General features: G+C 60.0%; 17 protein-coding genes, 1 tRNA gene, 2 pseudogenes and 1 riboswitch. Of the genes and pseudogenes, 3 read left to right on the plus strand and 17 right to left on the minus strand.

Going from position 1 to position 19,052, the window contains the following annotated elements; genetic code table 11:
• Positions 1-355 precede the first annotated feature (355 nt).
• The 15 genes and pseudogenes from ACA058_RS06785 to ACA058_RS06855 form a co-directional block, all read right to left on the minus strand.
• Entirely contained in the window at positions 356-715 is a 360-nt protein-coding gene (locus tag ACA058_RS06785; protein WP_497638410.1) for a helix-turn-helix domain-containing protein, read from the minus strand.
• Positions 715-1,017: a type II toxin-antitoxin system HigB family toxin gene (locus ACA058_RS06790; RefSeq protein ID WP_497638412.1), complete on the minus strand. Its 303-nt coding sequence runs from the start codon at positions 1,015-1,017 to the stop codon at positions 715-717. The genes ACA058_RS06785 and ACA058_RS06790 overlap by 1 nt, the downstream gene beginning before the upstream one ends.
• A gap of 69 nt (positions 1,018-1,086) precedes the next feature.
• Entirely contained in the window at positions 1,087-2,631 is a 1,545-nt protein-coding gene (locus tag ACA058_RS06795; protein WP_497638413.1) for a Fic family protein, read from the minus strand.
• Positions 2,632-2,937: 306 nt separating this feature from the next.
• Positions 2,938-3,011, minus strand: a tRNA-Gly gene (locus tag ACA058_RS06800).
• A 168-nt stretch (positions 3,012-3,179) separates the two neighbouring features.
• A complete protein-coding gene (locus ACA058_RS06805) occupies positions 3,180-4,064 on the minus strand; it encodes an alpha/beta fold hydrolase (protein ID WP_497638414.1) in 885 nt (294 codons plus the stop codon).
• Positions 4,065-4,375: 311 nt separating this feature from the next.
• Positions 4,376-5,068, minus strand: a complete 693-nt coding sequence (locus ACA058_RS06810) for a pseudouridine synthase (RefSeq protein ID WP_497638416.1) — start codon at positions 5,066-5,068, stop codon at positions 4,376-4,378.
• Between the two features lie 35 nt (positions 5,069-5,103).
• Positions 5,104-5,322 (minus strand): cysteine-rich CWC family protein, encoded by a 219-nt coding sequence (locus ACA058_RS06815; RefSeq protein ID WP_032831586.1) that lies wholly within the window; start codon positions 5,320-5,322, stop codon positions 5,104-5,106.
• Positions 5,319-5,546: pseudogene (locus tag ACA058_RS06820) on the minus strand (GGDEF domain-containing protein); the annotation flags it as partial. The pseudogene ACA058_RS06820 and the gene ACA058_RS06815, both read right to left, overlap by 4 nt.
• A gap of 145 nt (positions 5,547-5,691) precedes the next feature.
• On the minus strand, positions 5,692-7,470 hold the full coding sequence (gene atzF / locus ACA058_RS06825) for an allophanate hydrolase (protein ID WP_497638417.1): 1,779 nt from the start codon (positions 7,468-7,470) through the stop codon (positions 5,692-5,694).
• A gap of 25 nt (positions 7,471-7,495) precedes the next feature.
• Positions 7,496-11,131 carry an urea carboxylase gene (gene uca / locus ACA058_RS06830; protein WP_497638418.1) on the minus strand — a complete coding sequence of 1,212 codons (3,636 nt, stop codon included), beginning with the start codon at positions 11,129-11,131 and terminating at the stop codon, positions 7,496-7,498.
• Positions 11,132-11,413: 282 nt separating this feature from the next.
• Entirely contained in the window at positions 11,414-12,067 is a 654-nt protein-coding gene (locus ACA058_RS06835; protein WP_497638419.1) for an urea amidolyase associated protein UAAP2, read from the minus strand.
• An 11-nt stretch (positions 12,068-12,078) separates the two neighbouring features.
• Positions 12,079-12,804 carry an urea amidolyase associated protein UAAP1 gene (locus ACA058_RS06840; RefSeq protein WP_497638420.1) on the minus strand — a complete coding sequence of 242 codons (726 nt, stop codon included), beginning with the start codon at positions 12,802-12,804 and terminating at the stop codon, positions 12,079-12,081.
• 22 nt (positions 12,805-12,826) lie between these two features.
• Positions 12,827-13,606, minus strand: coding sequence for an ABC transporter ATP-binding protein (locus ACA058_RS06845; protein ID WP_497638421.1), 780 nt, complete (start codon positions 13,604-13,606; stop codon positions 12,827-12,829).
• Positions 13,603-14,418: an ABC transporter permease gene (locus ACA058_RS06850; protein WP_497638422.1), complete on the minus strand. Its 816-nt coding sequence runs from the start codon at positions 14,416-14,418 to the stop codon at positions 13,603-13,605. Before ACA058_RS06850 ends, ACA058_RS06845 begins: the two co-directional genes overlap by 4 nt.
• A 15-nt stretch (positions 14,419-14,433) precedes the next feature.
• Positions 14,434-15,501 carry a putative urea ABC transporter substrate-binding protein gene (locus ACA058_RS06855; RefSeq protein ID WP_497638423.1) on the minus strand — a complete coding sequence of 356 codons (1,068 nt, stop codon included), beginning with the start codon at positions 15,499-15,501 and terminating at the stop codon, positions 14,434-14,436.
• A gap of 60 nt (positions 15,502-15,561) precedes the next feature.
• Positions 15,562-15,662, minus strand: a riboswitch (guanidine-I (ykkC/yxkD leader).
• A gap of 276 nt (positions 15,663-15,938) precedes the next feature.
• Between ACA058_RS06855 and ACA058_RS06860 the strand changes: the two genes are divergently transcribed.
• Both ACA058_RS06860 and ACA058_RS06865 read left to right on the plus strand, forming a co-directional pair.
• On the plus strand, positions 15,939-16,166 hold the full coding sequence (locus ACA058_RS06860) for a hypothetical protein (protein ID WP_497638425.1): 228 nt from the start codon (positions 15,939-15,941) through the stop codon (positions 16,164-16,166).
• Positions 16,167-16,333: 167 nt separating this feature from the next.
• On the plus strand, positions 16,334-16,783 hold the full coding sequence (locus ACA058_RS06865) for a hypothetical protein (protein WP_497638426.1): 450 nt from the start codon (positions 16,334-16,336) through the stop codon (positions 16,781-16,783).
• A 212-nt stretch (positions 16,784-16,995) separates the two neighbouring features.
• Here ACA058_RS06865 and ACA058_RS06870 read toward each other — a convergent pair whose 3' ends face one another.
• The gene (locus ACA058_RS06870; RefSeq protein ID WP_497638427.1) at positions 16,996-17,436 is read right to left on the minus strand and encodes a P-loop NTPase family protein; all 441 of its coding nucleotides are present in this window, start codon (positions 17,434-17,436) and stop codon (positions 16,996-16,998) included.
• A gap of 125 nt (positions 17,437-17,561) precedes the next feature.
• On the opposite strand from ACA058_RS06870, the pseudogene ACA058_RS06875 reads away from it, so the two are divergent.
• A pseudogene (locus tag ACA058_RS06875) lies at positions 17,562-17,803 on the plus strand (group II intron reverse transcriptase/maturase); the annotation flags it as partial.
• A 79-nt stretch (positions 17,804-17,882) separates the two neighbouring features.
• Here ACA058_RS06875 and dspII read toward each other — a convergent pair.
• Positions 17,883-18,995, minus strand: coding sequence for an enoyl-CoA hydratase/isomerase DspII (gene dspII / locus ACA058_RS06880; protein ID WP_497638429.1), 1,113 nt, complete (start codon positions 18,993-18,995; stop codon positions 17,883-17,885).
• Positions 18,996-19,052 lie beyond the last annotated feature (57 nt).

Genomic DNA, 19,052 nt, shown 5'->3' on the forward strand with positions numbered 1-19,052 from the left:
CGCGCAGCCACCAAAAAACAGGTAGCCAAGTGCGTTCAGAAACGCTCCGAGCTGGCTCGGAGATTTCTGTGCCTTGCCATCGAGTCGCCAAACCCGATACGCCATTTGGGGCGCGCTCGGACTATAGATCTCACGACAAAGGCACAGCAATGCGCGAGTGTACGGACATTTCCTAGTGTCGTGTAGGACGTGGCTTGTTTGAAGGTCAGGCTGTTTGTAACCATCGGAGATGGGTGCAATCCGCACGCTGACCCCCCTGAATCCCACCCATAAAAAAACCGGTCACCCCGGACCGGTCAATTTGTGCATCAAGATCGCCTGTCGAAAACCATGGAGACCTGATGGATTCAACGCATCAGGCAACGCCCGCGAGCAGACTTTCGTAAGGAATTCGCAACCCGTCGTGCAGTCTCTTGATCATCGACAAGCTCAATTTACGTTTGCGGTTAAGCACTTCGGAAACGCGGCCACTCGTGCCGATGAAGGGTTCCAGGTCACGAGGAGTCAGACCTTGCTGATCCATGCGAAATTTGATTGCCTCAATCGGGTCTGAGGGTGGCATCGGGTAATGTTCGTCTTCGTACTTCTCGATGAGCAGCGCCAGGATTTCCAGCTCATCGCCTTCAGGCGAACCCATTTCTGCGCCCCACAGTTTCTCCACGCGAGCAAATGCAGCGGTCAAGTCCTCTTGGCTGCGAATAGGTTTAATGTTCATCACACGGTCTCCGCGTTGATCTGATCATACTGGGCGTGGGTGCCAACGAATCGTATGAAACCGAGCTGGCGCTGATAATCGATTGCCAAAATTACCCGGTATTTGTTACCGCCAATGTTGAATACGACCCTGCCGCCCTTGAGGATGCTAGCCGTTCTCAGCTCCGCCTTTACCTCTTGTGGCGTGCGATAAATGGCCTTTTCCATATGTCGGTACCATTCAACAAGCGGTGTTTCGGCGTCAGAGTAAGCTGAGTTGCTTTCCCAGAATTCCCGCAAGGTCCCTTTTGCAATCACTCGCACCGTACGTCCTCCCGTTTTGGGAGATGGTAGTCTACGCTTTGAGGGGATGCAATCCGAACTCGCCGAAAATCACTTTTCACTGCCTCCCATCCAGCGATCTTCAAACGCCGAACGCACAGCCTCAACAACCTGTTCCGCCATGCGCCCATCTTCAAGCTGCGGATACCCTTTCTTCAGCTTGCCGGACACTACCCAACCATTCTCCTTGATCGAACGGATGACGCGATTCGCATCCTGGTCGGGCATCTCCAGCACCTCTTTCAGCTGCTCCTGCGCTCTCTGAAAGATCACCAGCACGCGCGCTTCATCCGCCATCTCCGTGCGAATCGTGTGCTCGACGACGCGTGCGGTGTACAGCACGTGTTCGGTCAGATCCGGATACCGCCAGGCAAAACAGGCATCCTCGTATTCATCGAAGATTAAGTTGCTGGGAGTTCCGTCCTCGTAGGTCACCAGTTCGCCGAACCGATAGGCCGTCGCGTAACGTCGCATGAACGGCCTTGAGAACACTTCGAGCGTACGGTCGTAGCCGGCCCTGAAGTCGATAGAACTGGTGATGGTGGCTGACACCGGCAGGATTACACCGTCGGGCACTGCCTTGTCCCGAATCAAGGTGTCGTTGATCAGGAAGCGATGAATCCGGCCATTGCCATCGCGCATGGGATGGATATAGACGAAGCCAAATGCCAACACAGCGGCACGTGCCAGTGACTCCGCGCCACGCGTCGCGACCTCAAATTCGTTGAGCCCCGCCAGTAGCGGGTCCAGGTCCCTGGAGTGGGGGGCAATGTAGTGCACGATGTCCTCGCGCATCGTGGCTTGCCCCACAAATACAGGAGAGCGCCGCAAGCCCAGTCCGATGGCGTCACGGCCAAGAATGCCGGCCTGCAGCGACTGCAAGCTATCGTTGCTCAACGGGTCTTTGATATGTCCACAGTACTGGGCAATGACATGGGCAAACCGCTGGATGCGATCAGCCTGGTCGGCTTCCTTTTCTATGAGGAAACTCGCACGCGATTCCTTGAACGTCAGCCAACTGGCCGTGCGCATCAGGATGTCGGCGCCAAAGGCCTGATCCAACTCGGCCAATGCTTCGCGCAGATTGAATTGCAAAGCTTCCTGCACGGGCACCGTACGACGAACCAAGGGACAGAACTGAGCCGTTCCCGGCAGATTGTTATTGATTCGCCAACGCCGCGTTCGTAACGACTCGCGACGAGTCAGATAATTTTTTGCCGAAAGTGCATCAACATAGGCGCCATTGGTCACGTCAGGCACATCCAGATGTTCACCTGTCAGCCATTCGTAGAGGAATCCTGTGCGACGGGCGTATTGGCCGAAAGGCTCCCGTCGACACCAGTCTTCGACCGGCAGCGGACCTACGGCCGCAAACAGGCGAGCAAAGAACTCGAGATGAATTTCTTCGTACTTGAGGCCGAATTCGAAATGTCCTGCGAAGTCGTCTGCGGGCCGATAGCTTGGCGGGTACCGGTTCTCCACATGTCCGTCGCTTTCGCGGGTGACCCGTGTGCTGCCGATCATGGACTCGACGCGCAGGGGCTGCGCTAATGCGATGTCGTAGCGGTTCGCGAGGGTCTTGAAACCGACTTGCATTGACGAAATCCTTTACTGAGGCGAGAAAAACGCTAACAGAACGTCGATCCTATGCGAAAACGCTAATTTACGCAGGTGTGAAAAGGCTAATGCTTGATGAAATTTGATAATAAATCGGGGGTTCTACAAAAAAACGTTAACGAACTCAGAATAGTCACGACAGCGGCGAGGGTACTTGCTTGTCGACCAGCGGAAATGCCAAGCCGGATCTCACCAAACCCCAGGCACAAAAAAACCGGCCATAAAGGCCGGTTTTTTGTTTACCTGCATCCCCCGTCAAAAAACAACGTGAGACAAAAATTCGATTGGAGCGGGTGAAGGGAATCGAACCCTCGTTATCAGCTTGGGAAGCTGGAGTAATGCCATTATACGACACCCGCTCAGAGCGGTGACTTTGTACCAGATGTGCGCGTGGAAATGAAGTTTTTCTTTGCGTTTGATGGCTTTAGCGCGGGTGAAACACAAACAGGGGTCGTGAAACGGTCATTCGCGGGCAAGCCTCGCTCCTACAACAGGGCAGGGTGGGGCTTGCTCGCGATGACGCTGTTTCAGAGGGACAATGCATGGTGGTCCTGAACGTAGTGGTAACGCGGTCGGTTATCGTGCTGTGCCGGCTTCAGGAACCCCAGCAGTGCATTGCGGCTGTCTCGGCAGGCGGCTTTGTGTTCCATGTCGAGAAAGTGGCCGGTGGCTCCCAGGGTCGTGAAGGTCGCGTCTTGCACATGGTTGGCGAACAACCGGGCGCCTTCGGCGGCGGTGTATTCGTCCCATTCGCCGTTCATGAACAGCAAGGGTACGTTGATTTTCTCGGCCGCTTTGAAGAAGCATTGGCGGTCGCTGTGCAGCAGGTCGCTGATGTGGAAGTGCATCTGCCCGTATTCATGATCGGCCAGGCTGCTGACGTGCCGGTAGTTGAAACGCTTGAACAGCGTCGGCAGGTGTTTGCCGATGGTGCTGTTGACCAGGTTGCCGACCCGGTCACCGTCGCGGCTGCCGAGGTAATCCACCCCGCGCTCGAGGTAGTCGAGCATGTGCGCATTGATCTCCGGGGAGAACGAGCTGATCACGGCTTTTTCGATGCGCCGTGGCTGTTGGGCCAATGCGACCAGAGTCGCGGCGCCACCCCAGGAAAACGACAGCACGTGTTCGGCGGCGAAGTGGTCGATCAGCTCCAGAAGGATTTGCCCTTCGACTTCCTTGGTCAGCAATTTCTCATGCAGGTTGTGGGCTTTGGACTTGCCCGCGTAGGGCTGGTCGTAGCAGACCACATTGAACTGCGGGTGGAGGTTTTTCACGGTTTGTGCAAACGACGCAGTCGTGGCCATCGAGCCGTTGACCAGAATAATGGTCTTCTCTGCGGCGTCTGCGCGATAGAACTCCGTGTAAACCCGATACTGACCCTGTATATCCAGCACAGCGATTTCTGGCCTCATGTCATAAGACTCCTGGCAAGCGGGTGTGCGCGCAAAAGAGATTGCACGAGCTTTGTGACAGGTAGGCATACGCCTTGGAAATTGTTAGCCCATGTCGATCCATTACAGCCCGGTCGACGGGTATTATTATTGGCGGGCAGTTTGCCGGGCGAGGCCGGAACCCAAGGGTTCCTACCGGCAAAAAGTTTCTAAGAAGCATCTTGTGACTCATCGGTCACATTTCGGCCGACGTCCTGATTCAAGCAGGCGTCACGTCATCGCGCAAGTGCTATTGGCAAATTGTTCTACAACTCTGCTGAGCGGTAGGCTGCTTAGATCAATTCGATCTCTTCAACGCTCAGCGGGCGGTATTCGCCTGGTTTTAACGCGTTGTCGAGCACCAGTGGGCCCATGCGTTCGCGATGCAGGCGCATTACCTTGTTGTTGAAGTGACCGAACATGCGCTTGACCTGGTGGTACCGACCTTCGACGATGCTCAGGCGCGCGCATTTTGGGCCCAGCAGCTCTAGTCCGGCAGGTTGGGTGGTGAGGTCTTCGAAGGCGAAGTACAGCCCCTCGCGGAATGTGATCGCGTATTCGGGACCGATGTCCTGCTCGGTTTCAACGTAGTAGACCTTGGCCAGTTTGGTCTGCGGCTGGGTCAGGCGTCGCGACCAACTGCCGTCGTTGGTGATGAGCATCAGCCCGGTGGTGTTGAAGTCCAAACGGCCGGCGATGTGCAAGTCATCCTTGGCCGGTTCTGCGATAAGGTCCAGTACGGTGGGGTGCTGCGGGTCGCGGGTGGCGCTGACGCATCCGGCGGGTTTGTTCAGCATGAAGTGACGCAGCGGTTTGCCGGGTTGCAGTACCTCGTCGTCGACTTCGACGCGGCTGAATTCGCGGACGTCGGCGTGGGGATCGCTGACGATTTTGCCGTCGATCCTGACGCGTTTTTCCACCAGCAACAGGCGCACCTGCTTTCGGTTGAAGCAGGGCAGGTTGCTGAGAAAGCGGTCGACGCGCATGTCTTGAGGATCAGTGAAGAACGGGGGCGCGCATCTTACTTGATCGACTGCGCCGTTGCTTGCAACTGCGCCTCGACCTCGGCGCAACGCGGGCACAGACAGGCAGCGTTGCGCAGTTCGGCTGGCAGCGCCTGGAGCACCGCCGGATCGATGCTGACGCCGTAGCACCAGCACGCCCGGTCAGCGGTTCGTGGGTCGGCCAGGGTGCAGTCGTTGGGTGCGCCGCAGGCGGGGCAGAGGTCAGGCTTTGTCATGAACAGGCTTTGTCATAAAAAGGGTGCGGCAGCTCCACGCAGGTTCGATTGCGGCCCGATTGTTTGGCCCGATACATCGCATGATCGGCCTGTGACAGCAGTGTTTGCAAGGTGTCATCGGGCTGCAGGGTGGTGAGGCCGATGCTGACGGTCAGTCGCAAGCGGTTGCCATTGTAGGCGTAGGGCTGGCGTTCCACATGCTGGCGTATTTTCTCGGCGATCACGTGCGTCGCGAATGGTCGTTCCTATACATGACGAAGATAACTCGCATTCCCTGTAGGAGCTGCCGCAGGCTGCGATCTTTTGATTTTGATCTTTCAAAGCAAAAGTCAAAAGATCGCAGCCTGCGGCAGCTCCTAAAGGGGCGGGTCAGGCGAGGGTTTTCAGGTAGGCACGCCACCCGCCCAAATGGCTGATATCCACCGCCCCCTCCAAGCCATAGGCCTCACAGATAAACCCGCTTTCCCAGCGACCATCCGCCAGTTGCACCTTGCCCAGCCCCAACGGTGCCGGAATGCCAGTGAGGAACGAACCCAGTTCGCTGCTCGGCAATTCCCAGACTTCCACGGCAATCGCTACGCCGCCGTCCTTGACCCGAACCATGCCCGGACGAAACGGCGGGCCACCGGCCAAGGCATACAGTTGATAATCGGCCGAGCTGAACGTGGTTTCCACCAAGCGCGCGCCGCGCTGTTTGAGCTGCCAGTTCAACGCCAGTCCATCCAGGTGCGCGCCACAGACCACCAGCCGCGCCCGGTCATTGCGTGCAACAGCCGTCGGCGCCGGTGCGGCCAATCCTTGCTGACGCTGCAAGCCATCGGCCAGGCTCAACAGATAATGATCGGTGAACGCGCGCCCAAACAGGGTCACGCCCCAGGGCAAGCCGTTGTCCATGAAAGCGCTGGGCACGGCGACGGCGGTGTAGTCGAGCAGGTTCATGAAGTTGGTGTAGTAGCCCAGTTCGCTATTGCGCAGTACCGGTTCGGCGTCGAGTTCTGCCAATGTGACCGGGCGGCCAATGGTGGGCGTGACCACGCAATCGAGGCCATCCAGCGCTTTGTCGCACAAGGCTTTCAGCGCTTGCAGTCGATACTGCGCGCGGAAGGTTTGCACGCCGCTGACCGCCGGCGCCTTGGCCAATACGGCGCGGATCACCGGCAACACGGCTTGTGGGTTTTCTTCCATCAGCTCGCCGGCCACGCTGTAGCGCTCGGCCACCCAAGGGCCTTCGTACAGCAAACGCGCCGCTTCGAGGAACGGTGACAGATCCAGCTCCACGGCTTCGCCGCCCAAAGCCTTGAGTTGCTCGATGGCATCGGCGAACAACAACGGGCCTTCAGCGCAGCCGAAAAATTCCAGGTCTTGCGCACGGGGCACACCGAAACGGAACGCACGCTCTGCGCCGAACGCCGAGCCGTCATTCCACAATGGATTACTGCGGCTGTACTCGTCCCGTGGGTCGAGTCTTGCGGTCAATGCGAGCAACCGACTCGCCTCCCGGGCGGTCGCGGTAAACGTCGTCACGCAATCGAGCGTGCGACAGGCCGGCACCACGCCAGCGGTGGAAATCAGGCCCTTGGTGGCTTTCATCCCGACCAGGTTGTTCAACGCCGCCGGCACGCGCCCGGAGCCCGCGGTGTCGGTGCCCAGGGAAAAGCTCGCCACACCGAGCGCTACCGCCAGCGAAGAGCCGGCGCTGGAACCACCCGACGGATACTCCGGCAACACGCTGTTGGGACACGCGCCATAGGGCGAGCGAGTGCCGTTGAGGCCGGTGGCGAACTGATCGAGGTTGGTCTTGCCCAGCGGCACTGCGCCCAGCGCCAGCAGTTGCTCGACGATGGTCGCTGAACGTTCTGGCACGTAGGCAAACGCCGGACAGGCTGCCGTGGTCGCAATGCCCGCCAGGTCGATGTTGTCCTTGATCGCGAATGGCACGCCGTACAGTGGCAGGCTGTCGATGTCGCGGTCGTCGAGGGCGGCGAGATAGGGTTCCAATTCTTCGGCGCTGAGCAAATGGATGAACAGGTGATAGTCCGGGTTCAGTGCCGCCGCTTTTTCCCGCAGGCCAAGCAGCACTTGCCGGGGCGTGGTGCTGCCTTCGCGGTAGGCGTTGCGCAGGGCGTCGAGTTGCAGATTGATGTTCATGGCGTTAATCCTTTTCAAAATGGTTTCAGTCGAGTTCCAGCACCACGACGCGCTGTCCGGCGCGCACTGCCGAACCCGGTTGCACACGAATCTCGCGCACCACGCCGGCCATGGGGGCGAGCAGCGGAATTTCCATCTTCATCGACTCCAGAATCACCAGCACATCACCGGCCTCGACCCGGCTGCCGGCCTGCACCTGAACCTGCCAGAGGTTGCCGGCGATGTGGCTGTCGACGCTTTGTTGACCGCTGGCCAGCGCTGCGTCCTCGGTCACTTGCGGGATGAGTTCTTCGCTGTCGAAATGCGCCTGGCCGCTGGCGATCCAGCGTTCGCGTTCGGCGTTGAATGCGCCTTTTTGCTGATCGCGAAACGCGTTGATGCTCTGGGCTTCCTGGGCCAGGAATGCCTGGTAGTCCGCCAGGTTCAGCTGGCTGTGCTCGATGTTCATAGGGAAGCGCCCGAGGGGGAAATCCCGGCGAATGCGCAGCAGTTCATCGGCGCTGACCGGGTAGAAACGGATCTGGTCGAAGAAGCGCAGCAGCCACGGTTTGCCATCGAACGCGGCGACTTCGCGGTAGCGATTCCACATCTGCAGCGTACGCCCGACGAACTGATAACCGCCGGGGCCTTCCATGCCGTACACGCACATGTAAGCGCCACCGATGCCCACCGAATTTTCCGCGGTCCAGGTGCGGGCCGGGTTGTATTTGGTGGTCACCAGGCGATGGCGCGGATCGAGCGGGGTGGCGACCGGTGCGCCGAGGTAGACATCGCCCAGGCCCATCACCAGGTAGCTGGCGTCGAACACTGTGCGTTGCACTTCATCGAGGTTCGGCAGGTCGTTGATGCGGCGGATGAATTCCAGGTTGCTCGGGCACCAGGGGGCGTCCTTGCGCACGGTGGTCATGTATTTCTCTATGGCCAACTGACAGGCCGGATCGTCCCAGGACAGCGGCAGGTGGACGATGCGCGAGGGCACCTGCAGGTCTTTGGCGGCGCATACCGCGTCCCATTCGCCGGCAACGATGCCGAGCAGATCCGCCAGCGGCAATTGCTCGGGTTGGTAGTGCACTTGCAGCGAGCGGATGCCTGGGGTCAGGTCGATCACGCCGTGCAGGTGCTTGCTTTCCAGGGCCTGCATCAGGGCGTGGGCGCGGAAGCGCAGGACGAGGTCGAGTTCGGGGGCGCCTATTTCCAGCAACAGATGCGTATCCCCCGACAACCGCGCAACCAGCCGAGTATCGTCCTGCCCAATGTCCAACACCACAGGCGACACAATCCCCTGTGGGAGCGAGCCTGCTCGCGAAGGGGCCAGATCAGACACCGCATCAACTTCTTCGCGAGCAGGCTCGCTCCCACAGGGGGGATTCCATTTCAGGGCGAGATTTCGGGCGGTTTTCAGATCGACAGGTTGGAACTGCACCTTGTCCCCAGCCTTGAGCTGCCCCAGTTGCCAAAGATCGGCCTCGATCACTGTTACCGGGCACACGAATCCGCCCAGGCTCGGGCCGTCCGGGCCGAGGATCACTGGCATGTCACCGGTGAAATCCACTGCGCCGATCGCATACGGATTGTCGTGGATATTCGACGGATGCAGACCTGCCTCACCGCCATCCGCCCGTACCCATTCCGGCTTCGGCCCGATCAGCCGCACGCCGGTTCTGCTGGAGTTGAAATGCACTTCCCATTGAGTCGCGAAGAAGGTGCCGATGTAGTTTTCAGTGAAGTATTCCGGTGCGCCGTGTGGACCGTAGATCACCCGGATCTGCCGCACGGCAGGCAACTCGCTGAGTTGATTGTCGGCCAATCGCGCACCGACGCTGCGGTCATTCAAGGCGGGTACATGCAACACGTCGCCTGCCCGCAAGGCACGACCGCCATGCCCGCCAAACTGGCCGAGGGTGAAGGTACTTTTGCTGCCCAGGTATTCCGGCACTTGCAGCCCGCCACGCAGGCACAGGTAGCTGCGAGCGCCAGCGCCGGCAATGGTGCCCAGGGTCAATGTCGCGCCTGCCGGAACCAGCAGTGCGCTGTTCATCGGCACGCTTTCACCGTTCAGCGCCAGCGCAATCACCGCGCCCGTGACGGCAACGACCGCGTCGCAATTGAAGCGCAGCAATGGCCCGCTCATGGTGATTTCCAGCGCCGCAAAGCCTTCGTCATTGCCCAGCAAAAGGTTACCCAGGCGCAACGCACGACTGTCCATCGGCCCCGATGGCGGCACGCCTACCGCCCAATAGCCGAGGCGACCGGGATAGTCCTGGACGCTGGTCTGGGTGCCGGCGCTGAGCACTTCGAAGGTGTTGGCCTGATACACCAGGCCTTCCAGGCAACGGGTCCACGGTTGACCGCTGGCGAAGGGCGCATCGAGCAGAATTTGCCTGAGGTAATCACGGTTGGTTTCCACCCCGTAGAGCAGGCTTTCGCCCAAGGCTTGATGCAGATCGGCAGCGGCTTGTTCGCGGGTTGGAGCCCAACTGATGACCTTGGCGATCATCGGATCGAAGTAGGGCGGGATCTCGCAACCGGCCTCGACCCAAGTGTCGATGCGCAGTTGTAGGCCGTTGGCGGGTGGAAAGTTTACGGCGGTCAGCAACCCCGGACTGGGTTGAAAATCGCGTCCTGGATCTTCCGCATACAAGCGTGCCTGAATCGCATGACCCTGCGCTTTCAAGCCTTGGCTCAACTCGCTCAACGGAGGCAGATCACCCGCTGCCAGTTGCACCATCCAGCGCACCAGGTCGACGCCCCAGACTTGCTCGGTGACGCCGTGTTCCACCTGCAAACGGGTGTTCACTTCAAGGAAGTAGAAACGCTGGGCATCGCTGTCGAACACGAACTCGACCGTGCCGGCGCTGCGGTAATTCACCGCTTTGGCCAGTTTGATCGCCGCCGCGCACAGTTCATCGGCCATACCCTCGGGCAGGTTTGGCGCCGGGGTTTCTTCGAGGACTTTCTGGTTGCGCCGCTGCACCGAGCAGTCGCGCACACCGAGGGCAATCACCTCGCCACGGCCGTCGCCAAACACCTGCACTTCCAGATGCCGGGCGCGCTGGATGTACTTCTCGATGAACACGCCGGCGTCGCTGAAATTGTTCTGCCCGAGACGCTTGACCGCTTCGAAGGATTCGCTCAATTCGGCCGCGCTGCGACACACCCGCATGCCGATGCCGCCACCGCCGGCGGTGCTTTTGAGCATCACCGGGTAGCCGACCTGTGCGCCGGCGATCAATGCCGCTTCGAGGCTGTCGAGCAGTTCGGTACCTTCGAGCATCGGCACGCCGTGTTGTCTGGCCAAGGCGCGGGCGGTGTGCTTGAGGCCGAACACGCGCAGCTGCTCTGGGGTCGGGCCGATGAAGGCAATGTCGGCGGCTGCGCAGGCTTGGGCGAAGGCGGCGTTTTCCGAGAGAAAACCGTAGCCGGGATGGATCGCGGTGGCGCCGGTGGCTTTGGCGATGGCGAGGATTTTTTCTACCGCCAGGTAGGTACCAGCGGCCGCGCCTTCACCGAGGCAGTGGGCCTCGTCGGCTTGCAGGATGTGCAGGCTCGCGGCATCGGCTTCGGAGTATACGGCAACGCCTGCGACGTGCAGTTCGCGCAAGGTGCGCAGGATGCGGCAGGCAATGGCGCCACGATTGGCAATCAGGACTTTTTCGAACATGGCATAACCCCTGGAGGGGATGCGGGCCGTCCCGCAGTTTTTCGATGAGCGCCGGGGTCGTCCCCGGCGGCAGAATCACCCGATTTGAAACGCCGGCCCCTTGTAGGAGCGAGCCTGCTCGCGATGGTCGTGAACGATTACGCGTAAAACCAGATGCCCAGCGGCGTCCCTGGGTTTTTCGCGAGCAGGCTCGCTCCTACAGGGGGCGGTGGTGTTCGGAATGTTTGAGGCACTGCCCTGAACGGGCCTGACACAGGGCAAACAGCCAGCGGCGTAAGCGACTCAGTTCCATACCAGCAGCTCCGCAGGGGTCGGGTTGTAGGCGTTGCACGGGTTGTTCAGTTGCGGGCAGTTGGAGATCAGCACGATCACGTCCATCTCGGCGCGCAGGTCGACGTATTTGCCCGGTGCGGAAATCCCGTCTTCGAAGGTCAGCCCGCCATCAGCCGTGACCGGTACGTTCATGAAGAAATTGATGTTCGGCCCGATGTCACCTTTGCCCAGGCGTCCGTCGTGAACGCAGGCGCGCAGGTAGTTGTCGCGACAACTGTGCATGTAGCGTTTTTCCAGGGCGTAGCGCACGGTGTTGCTCTCTTGCGCGCAGGCACCGCCGAGCGTGTCATGGCGTCCGCAGGTGTCGGCGACGATGGTCAGCATCGGCTTGCCGAGGTTGGAATAGAGCACGCTGCCGGTGCTCAGGTACACGCTGTTCTGGCGGCGCAACGTGCGCTGCACGTCGTAGCGTTCCTTGGGATTGGCGACGCTGTAGAACAGGGTGTCGACGGCCTGGTTGCCTTCCAGATCGAGAATGCGCAGGGTCTGGCCGGCCTTGACCTCCATCAGCCAGGGTTCGCCGGCGGGGATGGTGGCGCGGTAGACCGCGGTTTCGGGATGCCTGCTTTTAATAACGTCAGCAGTAGCAATAGCGAGTGACATGGCAGCGATCCTCAGGCGAACAGACGGTCGGTGTTGATGAAGCCGCGCTCGTTTTCCGGGCGCGAGGTGCGGCAGTGTTCGGCGACGCTGGGGTCGGCGTTCATCCAGCTGAGCTTCAGCGGTTTCGGTGCATATTCCGCTGCCGGGTCCATCGGATGCTGCAGGGCGGTGAGCACCAGCAGCGTGTCCATCGGCGCGTAGAGCTCGATGTAGTCGTCGGCCTTGGAATTGCCTTCTACGAAATGGAAACGCCCGGCGTCGTCGACGTTCACGCGGCTGAACAGGTTGAGGGTCATCAACAGGTCGGACAGGCCCAGTCCCCACTTGCCCAGTTCCACCAACAGGTTGTCGGTGCCGTTGCGGAAGAAGCCGTTGCGCAGTTCCTGATAGCGGCCCTGGCCGTACTTTTCTGCCACTTCTTCAGCGCAGAGCACGCCGCCGAGACTGTCGCTCCAACCGCAGGTATCGGCGGTGATGGCGGCCAATACGCGGCCCATGTCCGAGTACAGGCAATGGCCGGCAGTGAGCTTGGCGGTGTGTTGGCATTTGAGGCTGTCGGGCAGGTTCAGGCGTTCGGTTTTTTCATTGGCGTTGAGCAACGTCAGGCTGACATTGGCGCCACCGCGCAGGTCGGTCAGGCGCAGCAGTTGGCCGCGTTTGAGCACGAAGGAACGATGGCCGCCGCCGGGCAGCATTTCTTCGGCGAAGGGCGGGAAAAGTTGGGTCGAATCAATCATTTTGAAAGTCCTCTCAAGCGGTTCAAAGCGCGCTTGCCAGTTGCCCTGGCAAGGCATCGACGGCGGCACGGCAGGCGCGGCGATCGCTGTTCAAAGGGATGTCATAGGTAATGCGCGCGCCATAGGCGCCGGGGGCGTGCGGGTCGACACGGACCTTGTCGAACACCAGCAAACGGGTGCCGAGGCTGAAACCTTCGGACAGGTCATGGGTGACCATGAATACCGTCAGTTGGGTCTCGCGCCACAGCTCCAGGAGCAAGGCGTGCATGTCCTTGCGGATACCTGGATCGAGGGCGCCGAAGGGTTCGTCGAGCAGTAACACCCGCGGCTTCATGATCAGTGCCTGGGCGATGGCGAGGCGTTGTTGCATGCCGCCGGAAAGTTGCGCCGGGTACTTGTCCAGCGAATGACCGAGGCCGACTTTGTGCAGCAGTATCGAAGCCTGTTCCCGGGCTTCGCGTTTAGCGCTGCCAAACAGCCGCCCGAGCAACGGCGAACGGGGCAGTTCGAGGCCCAGGGCGACGTTGTCCAGCACGCTCAAGTGCGGGAACACCGAATAGCGCTGGAACACCACGCCACGGCTGGCATCCGGTTCAGCGGCTAGCGGTTGGCCGTCAAGCAGGATCTCGCCACGACTGGCGCGTTCCTGGCCGAGCAGCAGGCGCAAGAAGGTCGATTTACCGCAACCGGAAGCGCCGACCAGGGTGCAGAACTCACCCTCGTTGACGTTCAGGTTCAGGCCTTCGAGTACCACCTGGTCGGCGTATTGCTGCCAGACATTTTTCACCGTGATGAAACTCATGCCCGCGCTCCTTCATACCAGGGGAATGCACGCAGGGTCAGGCGTTTGAGGCCCCAATCCATCAGCCAGGCGAGGAGGGTGATCCACACCACGTACGGCAGGATCACGTCCATCGCCAGGTAGCGGCGCACCAGGAAAATCCGGTAGCCAAGGCCATCGGTGGAAGCGATGGCTTCGGCAGCAATCAGGAACAGCCACGCCGAACCCAGCATCAAGCGCAGCGAGATCAGCAGGCGCGGCAGCAACTGCGGCAGGACCACCCGCAGCATCAGGGTCCAGGTCGATGCACCGAGGGTCTGGGCCTTGATCAGCAGTTCCACGGGGATTTCCCGGGCGCGCTGTTCCAGGTCGCGGGCCAGGGCCGGGGTGATGCCGATCACGATCAGCATCACTTTCGACAATTCCCCCAGGCCGAAGACGATGAACAGGATCGGCAGGATCGCCAGCGGTGGCACCATCGATAGCACGGTCAGCAAAGGCGACAACGGCGCACCGAACAACGGCAAGGTGCCAGCGGCGATGCCCAGGCACAGCCCGGCCAGCGCGCTGATGCCCAGGCCGATGGCCAGGCGGCGCAGGCTGGAGGCGCTGTCCTGCCAAAGCAGGTATTCGCCGGTGCGGCTGTCGGCAACCAAGGCCAGGCGCTTCACTGCGTCGGTCATCTGAACGGCACTGGGCAGCAGTTTGTCGTTGGGGTTGTCCGCCAGTCGCTCTGCCGAGCCCATGAAGTAGGCGAACAGCAGCAGGGCGAACGGCAGGATCACCAGCAACAGGCGGCTCGGGCTATCCGGGTGGCGATTGATCAGGCGCATGGCCAAGTCCTCTTGTTACAACTTGGCGTCGGCAGCCATCTGCACGTAACTGGGGTCGAAGCGCAGCTTGAGATTACCCTTGTCGCCGCTGGTCACCCCGTTGGCGAAGGCCATGCCGACCGCGCTGGTGTCCTTGGCACCTTCACCGAGCAAGCCGTGCTGGAAGGAAAACTCGGCGACCTTGCGCATGGTTTCCGGCAGTTGCTTGCTGGTGCTGAACGCCAGGGCTTCTTGAGGGGTGGCGAACAATTTGGTGGTGTCCAGTTGCGCCTGAAAACCGGCCAGATCGGTGCCCGAGGCTTTGGCCATGTGCTCCAGTGCAGCCTTGCTCGCGGCGTTTTTCGCGTTCATCAACGCGACCACTTCGAACCAGGCGCCGGTCAGCGCCTTACCCAAGGTCGGGTTGTCTTTGAGGGTCTGGGAGTTGACCACCATCATGTCCATGATCTCGCCGGGGATCTGGCTGGAATTGAACACCTCGGTCACTCCGGGTTTGGCCTTGATGTCCGAAAGCATTGGGTTCCAGGTGGTGACGGCGTTGACCTGATCGGTGTTGAAGGCGGCGGAGATATCGGCGTCGGAGGTGTTGACCACTTTCAGGTCTTTCTCGGTGAGGTCCACTGAATCCAGGGCCCTGGCCAGCAGGTAGTGCGACACCGAGAGTTCGACCAGATTGACGTCCGTGCCCTTGAGATCGGCGATTTTCTTGCCTTCACCCTTGAGCACGATGCCGTCGTTGCCGTTGGAGAAGTCGCTGACGATCAGCGCGGTGCTGTCGACGCCGCCAGCGGCCGGAATGGTCAGCGCATCCATGTTGGTCATGGTGCAGCCATCGAACTGGCCGGCGGTGTACTGGTTGATCGATTCGACATAGTCATTGAGCTGCACCACATCGATCTTGATGCCGTACTTCTTCGCCCACTTGTCGACGATGCCTTGGCTGCCGGCGTATTCCCAGGGCATCCAGCCGGCGTAAATCGTCCAGCAGACGCTGAAGTGGTCTTTCTGGGCGGCATGGGACGAGACGCTCACGAGGGCTGCGAAGGCAGCGGCGAGCAGGGCGGGTAAACGATGCTGGGACATGGTGGTTCTCCAGTTGATCAAGGGCGGACAGGATGGCAGCGGCACCGCGAACGGTGGCTTGTCTCCCGGGCTTTTGTCCCGCCGTGTAACCTCAGCTGGAGGTCGCCAACTCTCGGACCAGTCACTCGCACTTGCGAGCCGGAACCCTAGTCAGCCATTGCAAATTGTGGTGCCGCGAACCTGTGTTGACTCCTGCACGTCTTTGCTAAAGCGAGAGGCGTGCCAAGTCGGCTGAAGCGCTCTGGGGCGGGGATTGTTCGACTGTTGCTGTAGGAAGGTAGTGCGCGGTTGCCTTGTGATGGTGCGCGGGCGCACCGCAATGGGACGTGTTGGCCACTGATCTGAAGGTCGCCGGGGCGATGCACTTGGTCGAGGATTGCGAGTCAAAACAGGTGCCAGCCGTCCTGTACCGGCTGCGGGTCTTTCAGGAGGCCGCCATGTATCGTCGATTGTTGCTCGGTTGTGTGCTCGGTTTGGGCTTGGCCGGTTGTTATTACTATTCCGATGGCTACGACGTCGCCTATCCCGCACCTTATTACTATCCCGGTTATTCGCCTTATTACTACTACGGCGGCCCGCGCTTTTATGGCGGCTATCGCTATTTCTACTGGGGCGGTCACGCGCCGCGTTATTACGGCGGTGGATATCGTCACGGCCACCACTAATCAGTGCGTGAATAGATAAAAAACCTTTCATCGGCGAGATGTTTCAGCGTGTTGCAAGAACGCACCAGATTTCGAAATTGATGTCTGATCTATCGACAGTCACCGAATAATTGACTGTCGCTCGCCAGCGTCGCTGGTGTGGCTCACTCGCGGTCCAGGAGGCCGCCATGTATCGACGAATTCTTCTGATTGTCGTGTTGGGTTTGTCATTGGGTGGATGCGTACCTTATTCCGATGGAGGCGGCGGTTATTACAGTTCCGAGGTTTACACCTCGCCAGCGCCTTACTACGCGGGCGGCAACTCCTACTACTCCAATGGGGGCGGTTATTACACGCCACCGCGTCGGTATTACGCGCCACCAGCGCGGTATTACCAGCCAACGCCCCGCTATTACCATCAGCCGCGGGTCTATCAACCGGCGCCACGCTATTACCAACCGGCTCCCCGTTACTATCAGTCCCGGCCGGACTACAGGGCGCACCAGAACCAAAGTTGGGACGGTCGCAGCCGTGGCGGCTGGGACAATGATCATCGTCGCGGCCGAAACGACAATCACGATCGTCGAGGCGACCGCAATGGGCGCGGCGATCACGACGGCCGGGGTAATCACCGTTAATCACGCATGACCAAGCGGCGCATCAAGCGCCGCTTTTTGTGGTGCGCGAGGCATGGCGCGTTGCGCGAAACGCAACCAACTTGGCTGCGCAGCGGGGTAAGGTGGCCATGATTACTAAAGCCCAGTACTTACCACGGAACGCTGCGACGTAGACCCGAACAGGCGTAAGCAGGAAGAGGTGTCCACGCCCAGCTCGATGTAACTTGAACCGCTCAGCTCAGCGCCTCCACTGCCTCAGCAACCAAGGACACTTGCAGCGCCACCTCAAGATCTCCCTCCAGCCTTAACACCTTGCCTCTGCGCTGGCCCAGCCAGGCTTCATGTGACGCACGGGACCGTCCTGGCCGGCCGCCCTGCTCGTATTGAGTTGCCCAATCAATAAAAGCAAGATCTATATCCGTATATAAACGCCGCTCACGCTCGATCAACCGCTGCAAACGTATCGATGTATCCAGCACCCTGAACACAATAAGGTCGAAAGCGTTTTCCAAAGCGTCTCCCCAATTGACAATCGAACCGGCGACAACAACATTCTGCTCACGATTCAGGGCATCGAGAATATTCCACAAACGCGTCGCTTCATCTACCTTTCGTGTAAAGGGGGGCGCCTTGTCCAACCATTGAAAGTCATCCGTTTCAAGATGACGCCACAACAGTTATTCAGCCAACGCGGCTGCCAACGTCGACGTACCGGAACCCGGCCCTCCCATGATCAATACTCGAAGGGGTCTTATTTTAATTGCCGAAGCTGTAGTGTTCATTTTTCAATTATCACACATGGGTGCGTCACAAACTTCGCTGTGTCATCTGGCGTCAATGGAAGCAGCCCTCAACGAGGGCGCGTAACCTGAGCTGGGGCTCGAGGAAGGACGCGCCTGTTCATCCGCGTTCAATGGCCGAGGTCAATGGTGGAACTCCGGAGCGCCGCATATGAATCAGGTCCTGCCGAAGAAACTGTGGGGCCGACTGGGACTGGTCTCGATACTGGATACGATAAACCGGCTTAGCCGTGTAACCTGAACCGCCGTATACGGAACCGTACGTTCGGTTGGTGTGAGAGGACGGCGGATGTAAGTCCGCCACCTACTCAATCCGGATTTCAGTAATTCGACAAATCCGCCAACGGGTGACGGCCTTCCCAGGCCTTTTGGAAATGCGCCTCCACCACGGCATCCGGCACGTTGTTGACGTCCGGCCAGTGCCAGTGGGGTTTCTGATCCTTGTCGATCAACCGTGCGCGCACACCTTCGCTGAATTCGGGATGACGACAGCAGTTGAGGCTCAGGGTGTACTCCATCTCAAAGACTTGCGCCAGTGACAGGTGGCGGGCACGTTTGATCTGTTCCCAGACCAGATGCGCGGTCAGCGGCGAGCCTTCGATCAGGTTGCGCGCGGCGCGGTTGAGCAGCAGGTCGGTGTGATCGCGCAGCGTGCTGATGGCCTTCCAGGCGCAGCGCACATCACTGACATCCAGCAGTTCATCGATTTGCTGCCGGCGCGGCAACCACTGGGCTTCGGGCATTTGCGCAACGGCTTTCTGCTGCAAGGCCTTGAGCAGGCTGTTGAGCTGCATCGGCGTCTGTTCCTGCCAGTTCAACTGCAGCAGGCCTTCGATCAGCTCTCCCTGCTGCTCATCGAGCAGGAAACGATCAGCCAGGTCCAGATCGATCGCATCGCGACCGTTCATGTGGGCGCCGGTCAGGCCGAGAAACAATCCGAGCTTGCCGGGCAGGCGTGACAGGAACCAACTGGCACCGACGTCCGGGTACAGGCCGATGGTGATCTCCGGCATCGCCAGCCGGCTGCTCGGTGTGACAATACGAATGTTCGCCCCCTGCAGCAGCCCCATGCCGCCGCCGAGCACATAACCATGCCCCCAGCAGATCAATGGTTTGGGATAGGTGTGCAGACTGAAGTCCAGGCGATATTCCGCGGCGAAGAAGTGTGCGGCCAGGGACGGCACTTCGCCCGGATGGGCACGACAGGCCTCGACCAGGCTGCGCACTTCACCGCCAGCGCAGAAGGCCTTGATGCCGTTGCCGCGCAGCATGACGCAAACGATTTGCGGTTCCTTGGCCCAGGCGTCCAACCTGTCGCGCAGGGCGTTGATCATCGGCAAGGACAGGGCGTTCAACGATTTCTCGGCATCCAGTGTGGCAACGCCGATGCGGGCGCCGTCAGTACCGGTGTGTTCTTCGAAGTGCAGATTCATCGTGACCTCGCTCGGGAATTTGAGGGTTAAGTATGATCGCTGTGAGGGAAAGTGCCG

The sequence above is a fragment of the Pseudomonas sp. LBUM1649 genome, from assembly GCF_059716155.1.